Origin of the sequence: Bacillus sp. PAMC28748, assembly GCF_014250415.1 — a bacterium.
In the GTDB taxonomy this organism is placed as follows: Bacteria; Bacillota; Bacilli; order Bacillales; family Bacillaceae; genus Bacillus; species Bacillus licheniformis.
On the sequence record NZ_CP060192.1, the window covers coordinates 738,135 to 757,110 of the forward strand.

Annotated in this window: 12 protein-coding genes; 1 reads left to right on the plus strand and 11 read right to left on the minus strand. The window is 50.9% G+C overall.

The annotated features are described in order from the left end of the window. Nucleotides 1-6: 6 nt before the first annotated feature. From H7F26_RS03915 to H7F26_RS03960, 10 genes are all read right to left on the minus strand, one after another. Complete coding sequence (locus H7F26_RS03915) at nucleotides 7-7,164, minus strand: amino acid adenylation domain-containing protein (protein ID WP_017474415.1); 7,158 nt, start codon at nucleotides 7,162-7,164, stop codon at nucleotides 7-9. Nucleotides 7,165-7,178: 14 nt separating this feature from the next. Beyond that, complete coding sequence (locus H7F26_RS03920) at nucleotides 7,179-8,105, minus strand: isochorismatase family protein (protein WP_003185954.1); 927 nt, start codon at nucleotides 8,103-8,105, stop codon at nucleotides 7,179-7,181. A gap of 24 nt (nucleotides 8,106-8,129) precedes the next feature. Then, nucleotides 8,130-9,752 carry a (2,3-dihydroxybenzoyl)adenylate synthase gene (locus H7F26_RS03925; RefSeq protein WP_009329728.1) on the minus strand — a complete coding sequence of 541 codons (1,623 nt, stop codon included), beginning with the start codon at nucleotides 9,750-9,752 and terminating at the stop codon, nucleotides 8,130-8,132. A 13-nt stretch (nucleotides 9,753-9,765) separates the two neighbouring features. Further along, nucleotides 9,766-10,956 (minus strand): isochorismate synthase DhbC, encoded by a 1,191-nt coding sequence (dhbC, locus tag H7F26_RS03930; protein WP_025807173.1) that lies wholly within the window; start codon nucleotides 10,954-10,956, stop codon nucleotides 9,766-9,768. 24 nt (nucleotides 10,957-10,980) lie between these two features. Then, nucleotides 10,981-11,760, minus strand: coding sequence for a 2,3-dihydro-2,3-dihydroxybenzoate dehydrogenase (locus H7F26_RS03935; RefSeq protein WP_031314736.1), 780 nt, complete (start codon nucleotides 11,758-11,760; stop codon nucleotides 10,981-10,983). Nucleotides 11,761-11,981: 221 nt separating this feature from the next. Next, nucleotides 11,982-12,830 carry an alpha/beta hydrolase gene (locus H7F26_RS03940; protein ID WP_009329734.1) on the minus strand — a complete coding sequence of 283 codons (849 nt, stop codon included), beginning with the start codon at nucleotides 12,828-12,830 and terminating at the stop codon, nucleotides 11,982-11,984. A 40-nt stretch (nucleotides 12,831-12,870) separates the two neighbouring features. Then, nucleotides 12,871-13,890 (minus strand): FecCD family ABC transporter permease, encoded by a 1,020-nt coding sequence (locus tag H7F26_RS03945; RefSeq protein ID WP_017474417.1) that lies wholly within the window; start codon nucleotides 13,888-13,890, stop codon nucleotides 12,871-12,873. Then, nucleotides 13,883-14,887, minus strand: a complete 1,005-nt coding sequence (locus H7F26_RS03950) for a FecCD family ABC transporter permease (protein ID WP_003185966.1) — start codon at nucleotides 14,885-14,887, stop codon at nucleotides 13,883-13,885. Before H7F26_RS03950 ends, H7F26_RS03945 begins: the two co-directional genes overlap by 8 nt. A gap of 17 nt (nucleotides 14,888-14,904) precedes the next feature. Further along, complete coding sequence (locus H7F26_RS03955; RefSeq protein ID WP_003185969.1) at nucleotides 14,905-15,861, minus strand: iron-hydroxamate ABC transporter substrate-binding protein; 957 nt, start codon at nucleotides 15,859-15,861, stop codon at nucleotides 14,905-14,907. A gap of 91 nt (nucleotides 15,862-15,952) precedes the next feature. Further along, nucleotides 15,953-17,548, minus strand: coding sequence for a bacillibactin transport transcriptional regulator Btr (locus H7F26_RS03960; protein ID WP_017474418.1), 1,596 nt, complete (start codon nucleotides 17,546-17,548; stop codon nucleotides 15,953-15,955). 333 nt (nucleotides 17,549-17,881) lie between these two features. Here H7F26_RS03960 and H7F26_RS03965 point away from each other — a divergent pair, with 333 nt between their 5' ends. Further along, nucleotides 17,882-18,268 carry a DUF5362 family protein gene (locus H7F26_RS03965; protein WP_031314738.1) on the plus strand — a complete coding sequence of 129 codons (387 nt, stop codon included), beginning with the start codon at nucleotides 17,882-17,884 and terminating at the stop codon, nucleotides 18,266-18,268. Nucleotides 18,269-18,312: 44 nt separating this feature from the next. On the opposite strand, the gene H7F26_RS03970 is transcribed toward H7F26_RS03965, so the two are convergent. Continuing rightward, nucleotides 18,313-18,954, minus strand: coding sequence for an NAD(P)-dependent oxidoreductase (locus H7F26_RS03970; protein WP_003185975.1), 642 nt, complete (start codon nucleotides 18,952-18,954; stop codon nucleotides 18,313-18,315). Nucleotides 18,955-18,976 lie beyond the last annotated feature (22 nt).

Genomic DNA, 18,976 nt, shown 5'->3' on the forward strand with positions numbered 1-18,976 from the left:
CTCTCCCTACTTATCCGTATCTTTTTTCAAGTCGTCCAGCTTTTCCGAAACCCGACGTCCGATTTCGGCCAGCGGCTCCGGCTGGCACAAATCTTTATGCCGGCAATCCATATCATGAATATCAATGTTTCCGTTCAAATAAGGTAGCCATGACTCCGGATCGATCGGATCAAACCATTCCGGTATCACGGTTGATTTGAAAAACAGAATATCGCCATGAAAGACGCGGGGCTTATATTCGCTTAAAATCCGGACGGAATTCACATACGTCTCCTTTAAGTTCAAGATCGCAGCCTCGTCCAGGCTGGCAAGCGCACTACCGTCGCGGCGCAGAATATCGATCGCACTGGAAAGGTTCAGCGGTGCCCCGTCAAGGCTGTCCGGGTCGTATCCTCCCAATGCCAAGAGGGCAATCAATGCTTCCTGCTCATCAGGCGCATCTTTAATTGGAAGGAAGTGATTCGGGTAAGCATCAAGCATGACAAGAAGCGATATGTCTTCCCCTTGTTCCTGCAGCTGAGTTGCGATCGCATGAACAACATTGCCTCCGAGGGACCAGCCGAGCAGACGATAAGGGCCTGTTGGCTGAATCGTACGAATGTGCCGAATATAATCAGCAGCCATGTCGTCGAGCGTATCAGGTAGCTCTTCCTGCCTTGCGATCCCGCGGGCTTGAAGGCCGTATATCGGGTATTCCTTGCCGAGTGCCGTCATTAAACCGGCATAACACCAGCTGAGGCCTCCGGCCGGGTGCACACAGAACAGGGGATCTTGACTGCCTCCGGTTCTCAGCGGAAGCATTACATCCAGCGCACTTTGCCTGCCGCCGGATTCAAGCCGTTCAGCAAGTCCGCTGACTGTAGGCGCTTCAAGCAGGTCGCCGATGCCGAGTTCGACTCCGAGCGCTTCACGAATGCGGCTCATCAGCTGTACGGCGAGAAGAGAATGCCCGCCAAGTTCGAAGAATCCGTCATCAATACCGACTCTCAGCGCATTGAGGATTTCTGAAAAAAGATCGCACAGGATTTCTTCCTGCGGTGTTCTTGGGCCCCGCCCTTTAACAGCCGCGGCAAAGTCAGGCTCAGGCAGCGCTTTTCGGTCAAGTTTGCCATTTGGAGTCAATGGCAGCTCTGAAATTTTTACAAATGCGGAAGGCACCATGTACTCCGGCAGAGTGCCTGCGGCAAACCGGCGCAGCTCAGCCGGATCGGTTTCTTCTTCAGACGCCGGGACAACGTAGGCGATCAGACGCTTGTCCCCGGGCTGGCCTTCCCTTACGACCACAGCGGCTTGATTCACTCTATGATGGCGGACAAGCACCGCTTCTATCTCGCCGAGTTCGATTCTGAAGCCGCGGATCTTGATCTGCTGGTCGGCCCGCCCCATATAATCCAGAGAGCCGTCCTGGCGCCTGCGGGCAAGATCGCCGGTGCGGTACATCCGGGTTCCCGGCGGACCAAACGGATCAGCGACAAAGCGGTCTGCTGTCAAATCGGGTCTGCCCAAGTAACCCCGTGCGAGACCGCCCCCGGACACATACATCTCTCCGGTGACGCCCGGGGGCACCGGTTCAAGATACTCATCAAGCACATATACACCTAAATCGGGAATCCCCTGGCCGATCAGGCTGTTCGCTTGAAGTGCCGCAGTCTGCTGATCGAGAGAAATATAGCTGACATGCACCGTCGTTTCTGTAATTCCATACATATTAATCAGCCGCGGGAAATGATCCGGATGGCGTTCATACCAATCTTCAAGCCTCTTCAGCTCGAGCGCTTCCCCTCCAAAAATGATAAAGCGCAAGGAAAGGAGCTTTCCTGTCTCAGCATTGTCCCGGTCAGCCTGCATCAATTGATAAAATGCTGAAGGAGTCTGATTGAGCACAGTCACTCCCTCGCGAACGAGAAGATTGAGAAATTCGGCCGGCGAGCGGCTGATTGTATGAGGCACCACGATAAGCCGGCCCCCATTGAGAAGTGCTCCCCAAATTTCCCATACCGAAAAGTCAAATGCGTAAGAATGAAACATCGTCCAAACATCGTCAGCGCCGAAATGGAACCATTGGTCAGTCGCTCCGAACAGCCGCACGACATTTTGATGCGGAACAACGACTCCTTTCGGCTTGCCGGTCGAACCGGATGTGTAAATGACATACGCCGGGTGAAGAGGCAGCAAAGGCGCGGTGCGGTCGGCATCACACGGATTCGCAGCAGCGCATCCTTTCAGTTCCTCTTGTATACAAGGATCATCGAGTACAATCCTTTCAACAGATCCGGGAACAGAAAGATTTGATTCTACCGCTGAACTCGTTACGATGCAGACAGGATGGGCATCATTCAACATAAACGCTATCCTTTCCGCCGGGTAGTCCGGATCTAGGGGCACATATGCCGCGCCAGCCTTCAGCACTGCAAGCAATCCGACAACCATATCCAAAGATCTTGGCAGCGCCAGGGCAGCAAATTGTTCGGGGCCAACCCCTTTGGCGATCAGGAGATGAGCAAGCCGGTTAGCGCGTTTATTAAGCTCGCCGTATGTGAGCGCATTATTTTCACATATAACCGCAACAGCTTCCGGATCCTTTGCCGCCTGCTTTTCAAACAAAACGGGCAAAGATGAACAAGGTATGCTGTTGGACGATTTGCTCCAATCAGCCAGCATGTTTTCCCGTTCGGCCGGAAGGAGAATATCGAGTTTTTCGATCGGCTGATCAGGGTCGTCTGCTGCTGAATCCAGCAGCCTGACAAGCCGTTCTGCCAATGTTTGAACCGTATTTCGCTCAAATAAATCTGTGCTGTATTCAAGAAATCCGCCGATACCTGCGGGTGTTCCGTCCGCTTTTCGATGTTCGCGAAGCTCAATCGTCAAATCAAACTTGGCTGCTCCGACGCTGCGAATTTCAATGTCTGACTTGAGGCCGGAAAGGTCAAGCTCAGGTTCAGGCGTATTTTGAAAGGCAAGCATAATTTGGAACAGCGGATGTCTCGCTCTTGACCTGCGCGGATTAAGCACTTCAACAAGACGCTCGAACGGAAGGTCCTGATGCTCATACGCTGCAAGGTTTACTTTTCTGACTCTGTTCAGAAGCTCCCGAAAACTCGGATTACCCGATGTATCTGTTCGAAGCACAAGCGTATTAACAAACAATCCGACAATTTCGCCTAAAGCATCATCGTTTCTTCCCGCTATCGGGCTGCCGAGCGGAATATCATGGCCTGCTCCGAGCCGTGTCAGTAGTGCGGCAAGAGCCGACTGCAAAATCATAAACATGCTGACTCCGGTGCTACGGGACAAATCGAACAGGCGGCCGTGCAGCTGTTCGTCAATGCTGAGATCAATCGTACCGCCTCTGTAGCTAGATTCCGACGGACGCGGGTGATCAGTCGGAAGCTCCAGCTGATCAGGCAGATGTTCCAATGCCTTCGACCAATATTCGAGCTGTTTGGCAATCAGACTGTCCGGATTGTTCTCACTGCCAAGCAGATATTCCTGCCATACGGCATAGTCTGCATATTGTATAGAAAGCGGCTCCCAAACAGGTGCCTCACCTTGCAGACGCGCATTATAGGCGGTTTCCAAATCACGGGTCAGCGGCATTAAAGACCAGCCGTCGCCGATCATATGGTGCAAAAGCAGAAGAAGCACAAATTTGTCCGGTCCGAGTACGAATAGCTGGGCGCGAAACGGAGGCTCCTTTTCTAAATGGAAACGGTGCCGGACGGCCTCAGCCAGGACTTTTTCCAACTCATGTTCGCTGACATGGGATACAGTGAGTTCTGGACGCGCTTGATCCGCTTCCAATATCAGCTGGTGTGTTGTCCCTTGCTGATCCGGGAAAATTGTTCGAAGCGGCTCATGTCTTGTTGCCACATCACCCAGAGCAGCTGCCAGCGCCTTTTGGTCCAAATCTCCAGTTAAATGAACGACAACCGGAATATTATAGGTCGGGCTCGGTCCTTCCAAACAGTGCAAAAACCATAGGCGCCGCTGTGCGAAGGACAGCGGAATCTCCTTGCGGCGCTCTCTTTTGCGCAATGCCGGACGGGCGCTCTGCGCCTGATCAAGCTGTTTGGCAAGTCCGGCGGCTGTGGGCTCATCGAATAAACGGCCGATTCCGAGTTCGACGCCGAGCATTTCCCGAATGCGGCCGACGAGCCTGCCTGCCAGAAGGGAATGTCCGCCGAGGTCAAAAAAGCTGTCATCAATACTGACTCGCGGCACCCCCAGCACCTCAGCAAATAAATCACACAAAATTTCCTCTTGCGGAGTCCTCGGCTCGCGTCCGCCTGTATGCATACTCACCGCCGGAGCCGGCAGGGATTTGCGGTCAAGCTTTCCGTTCGGCGTAAGCGGCAGTTCATCGAGTATGACAAATGCAGACGGAATCATATAGTCGGGCAGTGTCTCACCAACGTAGCGGCGAAGCTCGGCAGGATCAAGGCTTTCTCCCGAAGCGGGAACGGCATACGCGAATAAACGCGGGTCACCGGGCTGGTCTTCACGAACGATAGCAGCAGCTTGTTTAACAACCGGATGATTTGCAAGCACCGCTTCTATTTCTCCCATTTCAATTCGGAACCCCCGAATTTTGACTTGATGGTCTGCACGGCCGATATAATCAAGCGACCCGTCTTCGCGCCAGCGCACGATGTCGCCTGTCCGGTACATCCGCGATCCAGGCGGCCCGTATGGATTCGCAATAAAGCGCTCAGCCGTGAGAGCATGTCGGTTCAAGTAGCCGCGCGCTACCCCTGTTCCTGCCACATAAAGTTCTCCAGCCGTTCCCGGAGGCACTGGCTGTAATCCGGCGTCCAGGACATAAAGCTGCGTATTCCAAATCGCACAGCCGATTCCCGGAGGTTCCGTACAGTTGCCTTCCAGCGCAGCGGCTGTAGACCAAATCGTTGTTTCCGTCGGTCCATAAAGGTTCGTTAAAGAACACGCGAGCTGCTGCAATTGCCGGGCCAGGCTGGATTGCAAAGCTTCGCCGCCGACAAGCGCACGAAGACCTTTGAGCTTTTCCGGGGCGCTCGAGGCCAATGCATGCCAGAGGGTCGGTGTAGCCTGCATTATTGTAATTTCGTATGTTTCAATCATTTTGGCCAATTCGGACGGATCTTGTACCGTTTCCTTCTCGGCAAGAACGACTGCTGATCCGCTGATCAGCGGCAAATAAATTTCGAGTGCTGAGATGTCGAATGCAATTGTAGTGACGGCCAGCAGCCGGTCATCTTGATTAAGCGCGAACATGTCCTGCATTGACAGCAAAAAATTGAATAAGCTTTCAGCTTGTACGACCACGCCTTTAGGTCTGCCGGTTGATCCCGACGTATAAATCATATATGCCGGCTGGTTGCCGGAATGCTGTTCGCCGGGATTTTCTTCAGAACAGCCGGACATTTTCTCCATAACAGTTTGTTCATCGAGGATTAACTTCGGCATTTGCGAACCGATCGTGTCTTGCGCTTCCTTGCTGGTCATAACAAGCAGCGGCTGTGCATCGTTGAGCATATACTCGATCCTGTCAGCCGGATAATCGGGATCTATAGGTAAATAAGCCGCTCCAGCTTTGAGAACGGCGAGCATGCTGACAACCATTTCCGCTGACCGCGGCAACGCCAAGGCAATAAATGTCTCGGGTTTCGCCCCCTGATCGATCAGCAAGTGAGCCAGTTGATTAGCCTTTTGATTTAATTCGGAATAAGTGAGAACCTTATCATTGCAAACGACTGCCGGAGATTCAGGACACTCCTTTGCCATCCTTTCAAATCGCTGCGGAAGACTCTCTTTGGGAAGCCCGTGTTCTGTTTGATTCCATTCAATCAATATTTGAGCGCGTTCTTCAGGGAGAAGAATGTCCAACGTCCCCACCGGCTGAGTTTGTTCGCAAACGGCAATCGTTTTCAGAAGAGTAAGAAAACGATTGCCGTGATCTTCAAGTTCATCCGCATGATAAACAGCAGGGTTTGCATCCATGTTTACTTTTAGCCCGCCACCGTCCGGACGGCCGTAAATGTTGATTGACAAATCGTCCACAGGTCCCGTGGCAAGATTATGCACGATGCCTTGACAGCCGGCAAAATTCAAGCGGTTCTCAAAAGGCATCAAATTAAGCTGCGGACCGAACAGCCGCTGGTTTTCGCCAAGCAGCTTGAGATCCCGGCGCAATTCTTCGTGGCGGTAATGCTGATGGCGCCGCAGCTTCATCATCTCACCCGAGATTTGCTTGACTAGCTCTCCTATGCTCATTTGCGGCTGCATGCCAATTCGAAGCGGGAGGAGATTCATGACCATTCCCGGAATATGAAGAGCGGCTGACCCGAGGCGGCACATCATCGGCATCCCGAGAACGACGTCATTTGCCCCTGTCAGACGGTGAACATATATTGCTGCTGCTGCCATCACGGTTTCGTGCCAAGTTGCCCCCATTCTGCTCGCGGCAGACAGAAGACGATCAGCATCCTCACTTGGCAGGTGTTCAGACCTGCGAAGAAAACTTGAAGAGGTACGCGGCGCCCTTTCGGCAAGGCTGACCACCTCCGGTTCATCGCTGAAACGCCCAAGCCAAAATCGCCGATCTTCCTGATACTGTTCTGATGCACGGTAAGCCGTTTCCTCCGCGAGAATCAAATCGAGGGAGCCAAAGGCTCCGCTCTGGTCGATCGATTTGTTCTGCATCAATGCGGTATATATTTTTGACAGCCGCTCGGCGATCAATGTAAAGCTGAACCCGTCTGTTGCGATATGGTGAGTTCGCTGATACCAGAAGTAATGATCTTGCGCCGCTTTAAAAAGCGCTTCTGTAAAAAGCGGGCCGCGAGTCAGATCAACCGGACGGGCAAGGTCATCCATCATCCAGCTTTTAGCCGCCTGTTCCGGATCGGTTTCTGAGCTGACATCAATGTAATGTAGCGGAAAATCTGTTGACGGAACGATCTCTTGCCATGGTCCGTCTTGATCTTCTCCAAATCTGGCATGAAATGATTCAGCTTCTTTAATGACATGGCGCAGCGCTTTTTCGAAAAGCTCCTGATCAAGCGGGCCTTTAATTTCAACGTATTCAGCTGTATTGTAGATCGGATTTTCCGGATCAAGCTGCTGAGCAAACCAAATGCCGGCTTGCGCTCCTGATAATGGCTTTCGGTTATGTTGACATTCAGGCATTTAGGTGACCTCCTTCATTGATAGTCTGCATTTGGCAAAGGTGCTTCTTTAGAGGAGGACAACAGTCTCCACCAGTTTTCAATCGAAGGGTCCTCCGCAAGCTCTACAAACGACACCTCCCGCCCCGCTCGGCGCCAGCGCTCTGCGAGACTCATGATTCTCACGGAATCAATTCCCCGGTAGATCAAATTTTCGCTGTCGCTTATCTTTTCCGGCGATTCAAGAAGAAGCGATGCCACCTGTTCGCGAATAATCTGTTTTGTCAGTGCATGAGAGCTTTCTTTTGCGTGTTCATGGCTTTCGCCATCTTTCAGTCGGCTCAGAAGCTGTTCCGCAGTAATTGTGACACTGCAACGGTCAGCTGCGTATGTGATGGCCATTTCATGATGCTTTAATGAGAAATCCGCCACCGCATCTCCGACGAAAAATGTTTCAATATCTTGCATAAAAGCATCACATGCCGTCATCAGGCAGCCGATATGGGCATAGATTCCGGTGATTATGAGCTGATCCCGCCCCTGCTCCTCCAGCACGCCTAAAAGGTTGGTTTTTCTGAAGGCATTGTACCTCCACTTGGTCAAAACAATGTCGCCTTCATTCGGTTTCAGCTCATCCACGATCTTCTGCTCATCGGGATCAGGACCGATTCCGGGTCCCCAAAAGTCTTGGAGAAGCCCCCGTTCTTCCGGTGTCTGGGCGCCGGGTTGAGCCGTGAAAATAACCGGCATGCCGAGCTCGGCACATCGCTTCCGAAGCTTCTTGATATTAGCCAGCAGATCTGTGACCGGAGACTCGCCGTAACGGTAAGCGTTGAGAAAATATTGCTGCATATCGTGGATCAGAAGCGCCGCACGCTTCGGATGAGGAGTCCATGACACCTTGTTTTTCGGCATATTTGATGCTTCTGGCATTTGGTACGGTAAGATGGCAGGAATGGCCATCAAATCACATCCTCTCATTTTTTATCATCTGACATTCTCAGCTGCAGACATTTTTTCAGCAATCGCCGCACGCAGCTCTTTTTTGCTGACTTTTCCTACGCCTGTCTGCGGGAAATCTTCAACCATTTCTACCCGGTCGGGTATTTTGTAGGCTGCAAGGCCCCTTTCTCTCAAAAACGATTGCAACTCAGCCTGAGCCGGTGCAGCGCCGCGAGGGATAATATATGCACACGCCCTTTCGCCGAGAAATTGATCCGGCATCGAGACAACCGCCGCATCGAGTACCCCCGGATGTGCGAGCAGATGGTTTTCCACTTCTTCCGCGGCAACCTTCTCACCGCCTCTGTTGATCTGGTCTTTAGCTCGTCCTTCAACAATCAAATAGCCTGATGAATTGACTTTAACCAAGTCTCCCGTACGGTAAAACCCGTCTTCAGTGAACGCTTTGGCATTGTGCTCCTCAGCTTTGTAATAGCCGCGAATCGTATATGGACCTCTTGTCAGCAGCTCTCCTGTCTGTCCGGGTCCAAGTTCGCGTCCTTTTTCGTCCACAATTTTAATCTCGTCAAACGGAGACATTGGCCTGCCTTGTGTGTGAACGATCGTGTCTTCAGGATCATCAAGTCTGGTATAGTTGACCAGACCTTCTGCCATGCCATAAACCTGCTGCAGTTTGCAGCCAAACACCGATGAAACGCGTCTGGCAGCTTCGGCGCTGAATTTCGCTCCGCCGACTTGAAGGACCTGGAGGCTTGACAAGTCGTCCCGGCGCGCCGAAGCAGCATCAAGCCAGATTAACGCAAGCGGCGGTACGAGTCCCGTGATCGTTACCCTCTCCTTATCGATCAGAGGGAAGGTTTCATCCGGGCTGCCTCCTGATGCAAGGACGACTCGGCCTCCCGCGTACAGCGTACCGAGCACTCCCGGCGAGCTGAGCGGATAATTGTGAGCGATCGGAAGAGCCGCAAGATATACGCTGTTGTGATCGAGCCTGCAAATCTCTGCGCTGACCCTCAAGCTGTATATATAATCATCATGCGTCCTCGGGATCAGCTTGGACAGACCTGTGCTTCCCCCCGACAACTGAAGAAAGGCGACATCTTCTGGATAGACGTTTTGCGGAGGTGCCGGCTGATCATAAAGGCTTGCCAGCGCTTCAAACTCCTCCGGTTCCCCGGCGACAATGACATGACGGAGCCCTTGCAGCTTCTCCTTTACCTGTCTCGCCAGCTTGCGGTAGTCAAACTTTGCGTGACGATCGGGAATAATGTAGGCAGCAGCTTCAGAAAACTCGCAAAAATACGTGATCTCGCTATGCCGATGCGATGGAAGCGCAAAAACAGGCAGAGCTCCGATCCGGAAGAGCGCAAAGCAAACTTCAAAAAACTCGATGATATTCGGCAGCTGGACAACGACGCGATCATTTTTTTTGATCCCCAGCTTTAAAAGACCGCCAGCCAAAGAATCGGCTCTCCTGTCTAACTCACGATAGCTTAAATGGATATCTCCGTATGTAAGGGCAATGCGGCTTCCGTATTTTTCGGCCCGCTCCCTCAGCATTTTTCCAAAAGTTTCGCCTCGCCAGCATCCCTCCTTCCGATATTTATCCGCAAACTCCTTCGGCCATGTCGTGCATCCTTTCAGCATCTCTATCCCTCCGTTACTCACTGTTCATTCCCATCGCAAGAAGCATTGTCCGAAACTTTGCAGACGTTTCGGCAAGTTCGTCTTCAGGCTTCGACCCGGCGACAATTCCGGCACCTGCGTACAGTCGAAGCGCGTGTTCCTCCGCCTCGGCACAGCGAATCGTTACAACCCATTCTCCGTCACCGTCCGCGTCGCACCAGCCGACCATACCTGTGAAAAACCCGCGGTCAAACGGCTCAATCTGTTTAATCGCTTCTTTCGCCGCATTCGTCGGCGTGCCGCAGACAGCGGGCGTCGGATGAAGGGCGGCGGCAAGCTCCAATGATGATACAGAGAGGTCTGTAAGCTCTCCCTTTAATTCCGTTGAAAGATGCCACATCGTCGGCGTGCTGATGAGCGACGGTTCCGGCACCTCCAGCTTCCGGCAAAACGGCCTGAGCGCGGAAGCAACCGCTTCGACAACGACCGCATGTTCGTGACGGTCTTTAGGCGAAGCAAGCAGTTCAGCCGCCCGTCTTCGATCTTCTTCGGGATCATCGCTCCGAGGTCTTGAACCTGCTAAAGGATTTGCCGTAACGCGGAACCCGGACCGTGATACAAGCAGTTCGGGACTCGCGCCTATCAAAGTGGTGCGAGGCGCTTCAGATGACTGCCCGGTTAAATCAACGGCAAAGTTGTACCCGCTTGTATTGCGGCGGGCAAGATTTCGCAGCAATTGACCGATATCGACTTTGATCGGCGAGGTCAGCTGCAATGACCGGGAAAGGACGATCTTGCTGTATTCTCCTGCTGCTATACCTGCCAATCCTTGTCTGACTCCGGCCATATACGCTTCCGGGCTTGGAATCTGCTGGACATCATAGGGGTGCAGGGCAGGTTCAGGCACCTCTTTATCGTCTTCTTCACATGTCAGCGGCCCCGCATGCCACGCTTCGACCGGCACGGTTAACTGCGCCGGCTTTGCATCGTCAAATGGCACAGCTCCAACTACAATCGGATTTTCCTGCCCGTTCTCCCTGGCTTTTTTCAGAACTTCCGCAGTCCGCTGAGCAAGGCTTTGCTCTTCGGTTTGAGAAACAGAAGCAAAAACACCTTCCGCCAGAATGGTCCGCTCAGGGGAAGAGAAAAAGAATGAAGCACCGGCCTGATATTCCTTTAACAGCTGATCTGCAAGCGCTTCTGACACGACATGACGTTCTATCATCATCAAAACCTCCTTTAGATTGAATCAGGCTCCAAGCGTTGCTCCGCCATCGACGCGCAAATCGTGCATCGTAATATGACGAGCCCCGTCAGACAGCAAAAATACTACAGCATCTGCAATGTCAGCCGGCGAAGCCAATTTTCCGAGCGGGATTCCCGTTTTGAATGTTTCAAGTGATCCTTCAATGACGCCTTGCGCAGCTTCCTCACACTGCCATAGCGACCGCTGCATCGGGGTATCCGTTGATCCGGGCGATATGATATTGCAGCGGATATTGTACTCGGCAAGTTCAAGGCCGAGGCATTTCGTAAACATTAAAGCGGCCGCCTTGGAGGCCGCGTAGGCGGCCATGTGCATCCGCGGCACAGCTGCCGCATTTGATCCGACAGTCACGATCGCTCCAGTCCTGCGCGGTACCATCCGGCGGGCGACGGCACGCGATACGTTAAAAACCCCGGTGGAGTTGACATTGAACGTCTTCTCCCAATCTTCATCACTCAACGAATGGATCAGACCCGTTCTGAGCACGCCGGCTACATTGACAAGCATGTCTATCGGACCGATCTCGCGTTCAATATCGGCGATAAGCTGGTCAACTGCGGCACTGTCGCCCACATCCGCGGCAAAACCTGAACCCTGCAGTCCTTTTTGTTCAAGTTCGTCTTCAAGTTCAAGCAGCCCTTTTCGATTTTGATCAGCCGCTGCAACAAACACCCCGCGTCCAGCAAGCGCCAGGGCCACTTCTTTGCCGATTCCTTGCGAAGCCCCAGTCACCAAAGCAACCTTGCCTTTCACTTTTATCATTTCCTTTCTTAAAGCCGGCAGCGCCCGAGTCTCAAAAAGTCACTGCCGGCTAAAATTCCAATTGATAATGATAATCATTATCGTTTAAAAATATAATATACCAATAACTGCTAACGGTCAAATCGTTTTCGATTGTTTATCCGTATCAATGCGCTTGGTATATTATCAGTTATCTATTCTCATGCTTTTTCAAAGCTCGGGGCGCCGGAAGCGCCCCGCTATCAATCAGGCTTGAAGGCAAACCGCAGCGCTCTGCTGATTAACACAGGCAGAACCGATATATGACCTTCCCCTTTAAATTCATGGTACTCCGCGCGAACCCCCTGACTTTCCAAAGCGGCCAAGCGGTCGGCCAGCCTTTTTGCATTGTCGTTCATCCCGCTTTTATGCGTCTTTTCGAGTTCTCCGGCCCCAAGCAATACCTTTACATCGCCATCAGCTTCCTGCAACTTCGAAACAAAGTCATGCTCTTTATCAAAAAATGACGGATGCCAATGGATGGACGGACTGCCGGCGATATATGTCTGAAATAGATCCGGTTTTGTAAACAGGGTCTGCAGGACAAAAAGTCCGCCTAGGGAATGACCGAAAATCGCCTGCCTTTTCACATCAATCGTGAATTCCTGTTCGATCTCCGGCTTTAACTGCTGTTCGATGAAGGACAGAAAAGCTTTCGCCCCGCCTGGTTCCGGCCAGTCTGCTCCATCGGGCCTCATGGGCAGCTCAGCGCCCGATTCCGGCAGAGTAAAATCATAATACCGCCCCCGGTCAAAGGGAGCGTCGGTCTCGTAACCGATGCCGACAATAACAGCCGTCCCTACACCGGTTTTATCGGGACGGCGCGACTGCATCCGCAACGCCTCCACCATCGTTCCAAACACGGAATTGGCATCAAGCAGATAAATCACGGGATATCCTGCGGGCGGCTGTTCCCCAAATGGTTTCGCAATAAAAATCCGATATGTGCGGCTCCCATCCAGTGAACGCATGCACCGCTGTTCTGTCCCCGGTATCGCAACCGGGATGCATTCAGCAGCATTGACAGACTGCTGAAGTTTTTCTTGAGCCATATCATTCTCCCTTCCCCTCTTTGATGAGCTAAAAAACAGTCTAATGAACAGTCTTTTTTTGTTTGAAAAGTAAAAATAAGAAGTACGGCACACCGAAAATGGCGAGAATGATACCCGCAGGCACCTCGGACGGCTGGAACAGCAGCTTTCCGGCAAAATCGGCGCACAATACGAGAAACATCCCGATCAATCCGCTTAACAGCAATGAGTGGCGGTGCAGGACGCCGGCGAGCCTCCGCGAGATGTGCGGAGCAATCAGGCCGACAAATGCCATGCTCCCCGAAATAGCCACACAGGCGCTGATAATGCCGACACAAGCCGTGAGCAGCACCACCTTTTCAATATTCGCGGATACGCCGAGACTCTTCACCGTATCTTCATGAAAGCGAATGGTATCGAGCAGGCCGGACTTCATCAGCAGAAATGGAATAAGAACAAGCAGCCACGGCAGTGCCGCTTGAATATACGTCCAATTCGCCGACCAGATGCTTCCGTTTTTCCAAACCGTGGCCATTTCGTGGTCATTCGGATTCATCTTCAATGACAGGTAAAGCGAAACAGCGCTGAACCCTGAATTAATCGCGATTCCAACGAGAATAATCCTGCCCGAATCCAAGTTGCCGGCGTGCCAGGCAAAGATAAAAATGAATATTGCAGCCAAAATGCCCCCGATCAAGCCGAAGAATGGCATCCCCATTGCAGCGAGCAGGCTTGTCGTTTCGGTCTGGCCTTGAAAGATCAGCATGTAGCCGACGATCGCCGCCCCCGCACCTGCATTAATCCCCAGGATTCCCGGGTCGGCCAGTCCGTTCCTTGTCATCGCCTGGATGACGGAACCGGCAATGCCGAGCCCAAGACCCACGAGTGCCGCCGTCACAATCCTTGGAAGACGCAGCTCAAACAGGAGAATGGCGTATTGCTCATTCGGGTTGATGTGAAGCAATGTTGATAACAGCTCAGCCGGATGTACGGCAAACGATCCTACTGTTATGCTGAGATAACAGATTGTGAGAATCAGCACAATAAAAACAGCATAGATGACTGCAACCTTTTTAGGCACGCTGCTCCCCTCCTTTTCTCTTGATCAAATAAAGGAAGAAAGGAACGCCGATCACCGAAGTAACGACTTCAATCGGTGTCTCAAACGGATAGTTGATCAGCCGGCTGAGAAGATCGGCCAGCGTCAAAAAAACGCCGCCGAGAACGCAGGAGCACGGGATCAGCCGGCTGTAATCCGATCCGACGAGAAAACGCGTAATGTGCGGCACGACCAGTCCGACAAAAGCAATTTTTCCCGCCATGGCGACAGAGCAGCCTGTCAGAACGACGACCGCTGCCATCGCTGTCCATTTGACGGCCTGCTTTTTCTGGCCGAGGCTTTCGGAAATGTCATCGCCCAATGATAAAGCTGTCACTTTTTTGCTGAGAGAGAGCGCCAGAATGATGCCGATCACAAAAAACGGCACGGCATACTTCAGCAGCTCGGGATTCAATTGATGCAGCCTCGCGCTGTACCAGAAGCTGACGTCCTGGGAAATTTGAAAGTAAATCGATATCGCCGCAGACAGACTGCTGAGCAGCATGCTTGTTACCGTCCCGATTATGGCAAGTTGAACCGGCATAAAACCGTTTGGAATCACCGAGGCGAGGCCGAAGACAAGGCCGGCGCCGACGGCTGATCCGATAAACGAATAGCCCATCATCTCCAGAGAGGATGAACCCGGAATCACCACCATCAACAGCGTGATCACAAACGCTGACCCGTCGGAAACGCCCATAATCGACGGGGAAGCCAAGTAATTTCGGGTGACACCCTGCATAAGCGCACCGGACACCGCCAGCGCCGCTCCGATTAAAAGAGCGCCGACAGCGCGCGGAAGACGGGAATGCCAAATGATTTGATGATCTGTGTTGCCTGGATCAAAATGCAGCAGCGCCGAAAAAATCACCTCGGGCTCAAGCTGTTTTGCACCGTAACATACCGACAGAAAAACAGACAGCAGTATGGCAAACGGAGCGGCGATCATAATGATGCGGGTCATTTGCTTTGAATGCATAGCTCAATGAACCTTTTCTATTTGTTCTGCGCCAATTTCTCAGCTGCAGCCTTTAAAAATTCAACCTTGCTCCATGCCGTTCCGCCCTGCGCAAGCGGGTCTACAGCATTGACAAATACACGGTCATTTTTCACTGCAGAAATGCTTTTCCAAATTGGATTTTTCTCTAGATCTTTCAGCGCATTCGGATTGTCGGCATTCTCATCGTCTGAGAATTGGACAAACATATAGTCCGGATTCATTTCACTCAGTTTTTCTAAAGAAACCAACTCCTGGGCTTTTGCCGCCTTGACTTCTTTTGGAGCTGTGAAGCCGAGCTCACCGTATAATGTGGAATTGAAGAATACGTCTTCCGGATAGATAAAGATATTGCCTTTTCTGATTCTGACAACGAGCGCTTTTGTATCTTTTGCCGTTTTCTCAAGCTTTGTTTTAGCTTCCTTGAGGTCGGCTTCATAATCCGAAATAATCTGCTTCGCTTTATCTTCTTTGCCTGTCAGTTCAGCCAGCAGCTTTAAATTGTCTTTCCAGTTTGAAGAAACATGGGAAACAGGAATCGTCGTCGCGATGTTATCCAGTTTTTTCACCACTTTATCAGGAAATTTCGTTGAAGCCAGGATGACATCCGGTTTCAGCTCAAGGATTTTCTCCAGGTTCGGCTCCATTTTTTCGCCGACAGCGGTTGCTTTGTCAGTAATGCTCTTAAACAGATCCGGGAACTTTCCGGAGAAGGAAATGGCACCGGCTGGGTGAACATCCAGAAGCTTGGCATCTTCCATCGATTCCACGCTTCCCGTAATGACGATTTGTTCGGCCGGGATCTTCACCTTGTATGTATGATCGAGGTACTCGATGCTCTTCTCAGCTGACGCTGTGCTCTTGCCATCGCCGCCAGCCTTTTCTTTGCTGTTCCCGCATCCCGCTGCGCCAAGCGCGAGAAGGAGAATAAATAGAAATATTGATATTTTTCTCATCTGACTGAGACCCCCTGATTTAATTGATAACTATTATCAATTAAAATTATAGGTAAGCCTCTTCGATAACACCATGGATAATATCCGGCAATTAAAATGGATTTTTTCCGGACAGCAGCCGAACCGCCTGGCGGATGATTCGTTCATGGCTGCATGCGGAATATTCCCGCCAAGGATCAGAATTCACCTGATACACCCGGTGATGCCGCACCGCTTTCAAATCCTGCCAAGCAGCCGACTGCTGAAGCTCCCTGTAGAATGCCAGCGTCTCCGGCTCTTTAAAAATGAAAATCATAATGATATCCGGCTGATAGGCTGCGATTGTTTCGATCGACACGGCCCGGTCAGTCGGTTCTTCCAGCGACACAGCCGATTCAAAGCCAAGGTCGCCGAAAAATACATCTTGAACAGAACGGTTATGCGCCAGATAAATCTCGCGTTTATGCAAGCGCAAAAACAAAAAGCTTCGGCGTCCGCAGATCGGATAAAGCGCCTCTTTCGCGGTCTCGGTGAGACGCTGGTAAGACAGCAGCCATTTGTGAGCCTCCGCTTCTTCGTCCAAATGGGATGCGGTCAGCATAAAATGCCTCCTCCATTGTTCCTGTGAAGGCAAAAAGAAGACATCCGCGATCGACTGGAGCTGTTCCCGTTCCTCGTGAGACACGCTGTCCATGCTGATAATGAGCTCCGGGTCAGCCGATGACAATGTCCGCAGGTTTTCTTCCCACGGCTCGTGAAAGCGGTATGCGCTCAGATGGACCGGAATATCTGCCGCGTAATGCTTATAGTAATATGATGTCCACTTCGGATGCAGGGAAGCGGCGTAAGGAATGAGGTGAAGCGGTATCAGCTGTCCGATCGTGTTCTGGCCGTAGGCAGCCAGCTTTCTGCGCCTTTTTTTCATATAAACGGTCGGGGATAAGCCTGTATGCTTCTTAAACGTCCTGCTGAAATAAAATTCATCCTGATATCCGATTTGGCTTGAAATTTCCCTCAGCTTGTAGCTCGCTTTTGCCATCAGCTGCTTCGCTTTCGTCATCCGCGTCTCAGTGATAAACTCTGTCACGCTTTGACCGTACAGCTTTTTGAACGTTTCGCTGTAGTGCTTCGCGCTGATTCCGGCCATTTGCGCGAGTTGATCAAGCGTCAGGTGTGCATCTGAATGCTCCTCAATATACTCCTTTGTTTTTCCTATGGCTGATGCGGTGTTTTCGGGATGAGTCAGTTTGGCCGAATAGATATCGTACAGAAGCTGCTGCAGATCTGCTTGGCATTTCAGCTCCTGGAGCGCTGAAGATGCCGGCCATAAGGCGGAAAGTTCCTGAAGACGGGAGGCCAGATTTCCGACAGGATGGACATTCATCATCTGAAGGTCGGAAAAAGCGTCAGGGTCGGTGTCTGCTTGAAGCGTCAGGCGGCGGTCTTCATAGCAGTAGGGCTGCAGCCTGATGAGATAAACGCTGATTTCCTCTGACGAAGCTGTGATTCCGAATGTTTCATAAGGCGGAACGATATACAGCGTTTCTTTTTGGAGGGGTCTGCCTGATGCTTGTATATCGATTCTGCCTTCACCCTTCAAATGAAAGATCAAAACGAAAGAGTCTGCGAGCTGCTGTTCATCCGGAAGATCGCCGGGCTTTCTTATATGATCAATTTGCAAGAGACGATAGAAATAAGAAGATTTCATAGAAAAACCGCCTTTCTTAACCCAGTGATATTACAAAAAATAAAAATGCCCCTAAAACAATATGGTAAATTGGTTGCGGGGTGCTTGTCCGGCACAAAATACCAGTTTGCAAGGTGCATTTCACATCACTTATAGCTGATATGCTTCTTACGATTTACTATAACACAGTCACTTTTATTGTGGAATAATGTATCCAAAGAGACCATCTGCCCAATCCGCACTTTAAAATATAATAAAAAATCAATACTTATCATTTCAATATCCTTTTACCTAGTGTATAACTATAGAGAAATTACTATATTTACAGGGAAGGCGTGACTTCTTATTTTGGAAATGACAGACAGCATGAAAAAATCGCTTGATGCGATTGCAAAATGGGGAAAAATAACCGGAGTTTTTATGATTATCGCCGGAGGCATCTATGCCTTTTTCGGAATTTCTTTGCTTATCATCGGAGCCGCTCCAGGTGTGCTGATGATTTTTTCAGGAATCTATCTTCTTAAATCGGCAAACGCCGCTCAGAAAATGAGTCATGACATGCCGCAAGAACCGCATGAAGCCTTGCTTGATAACTATGTGAAGTTTATGAAATGGCAATTTTTCTACTTACTATCGAATATTGTGATCTTCATTTTATGCATAATCGTTTTTTTCTTCCTGATCTTTTTAGGTGTTCTAGCCGATTCTTACAGCGGGTATGATCCTTATTATTACGAATGATGATCAAAAGCCTGTCTCGGATCAATTTCCGAGACAGGCTTTTATTATTGAGCTTCTCCGACAACAGTGAAACGCTCATTGACATGCTCGCCTTTTTCAGCCTCGTCCACCACTGCAATGGCGTAGTCTGCATAGCTGATGTAGCTTTCTCCGGCGGTGTTTACGATTAAGTTTTCCTGACCTTTTTGATAAGAACCTGTTCGCTTTCCTTCCGGATTAAAAAATGCCGCCGGGCTGATGAACGTCCATTTCAGTCCATCTGCTTCTTTCAAATCCTGAAGGTTCTGCCCCTGATTTTTAGCCGTCGGCAAGTATTCTTTAGGAAACTCAGGCGTATCGTACAGCTGGGTTGTTTTTTCCTCATCGACATAAAGGCTGCCTGCACCGCCTACGACGATTAATCTTGTTTCAGGAACCTGCTTAAACAGTTCAATCAGCTTTCTTCCAGCTTCAACATGGAGATGCTCCTGCCCTGGGGCCGCGCCGAATGCATTGACGACAACATCCAGTCCTTTGATGTCTGCCGCTGTCAGGTTGAAAATGTCTTTTTCAATGACAGCTGCATCGCTGTTCGCCATTTTTGACGCACTTCTGACAATTGCCGTCACTTCGTGTCCTCTTTCTGATGCTTCTTTTAAAATCATGCTGCCCGCTTTACCGCTTGCACCGATAATACCGATTTTCATAATCGCTTCCTCCAATAATTTG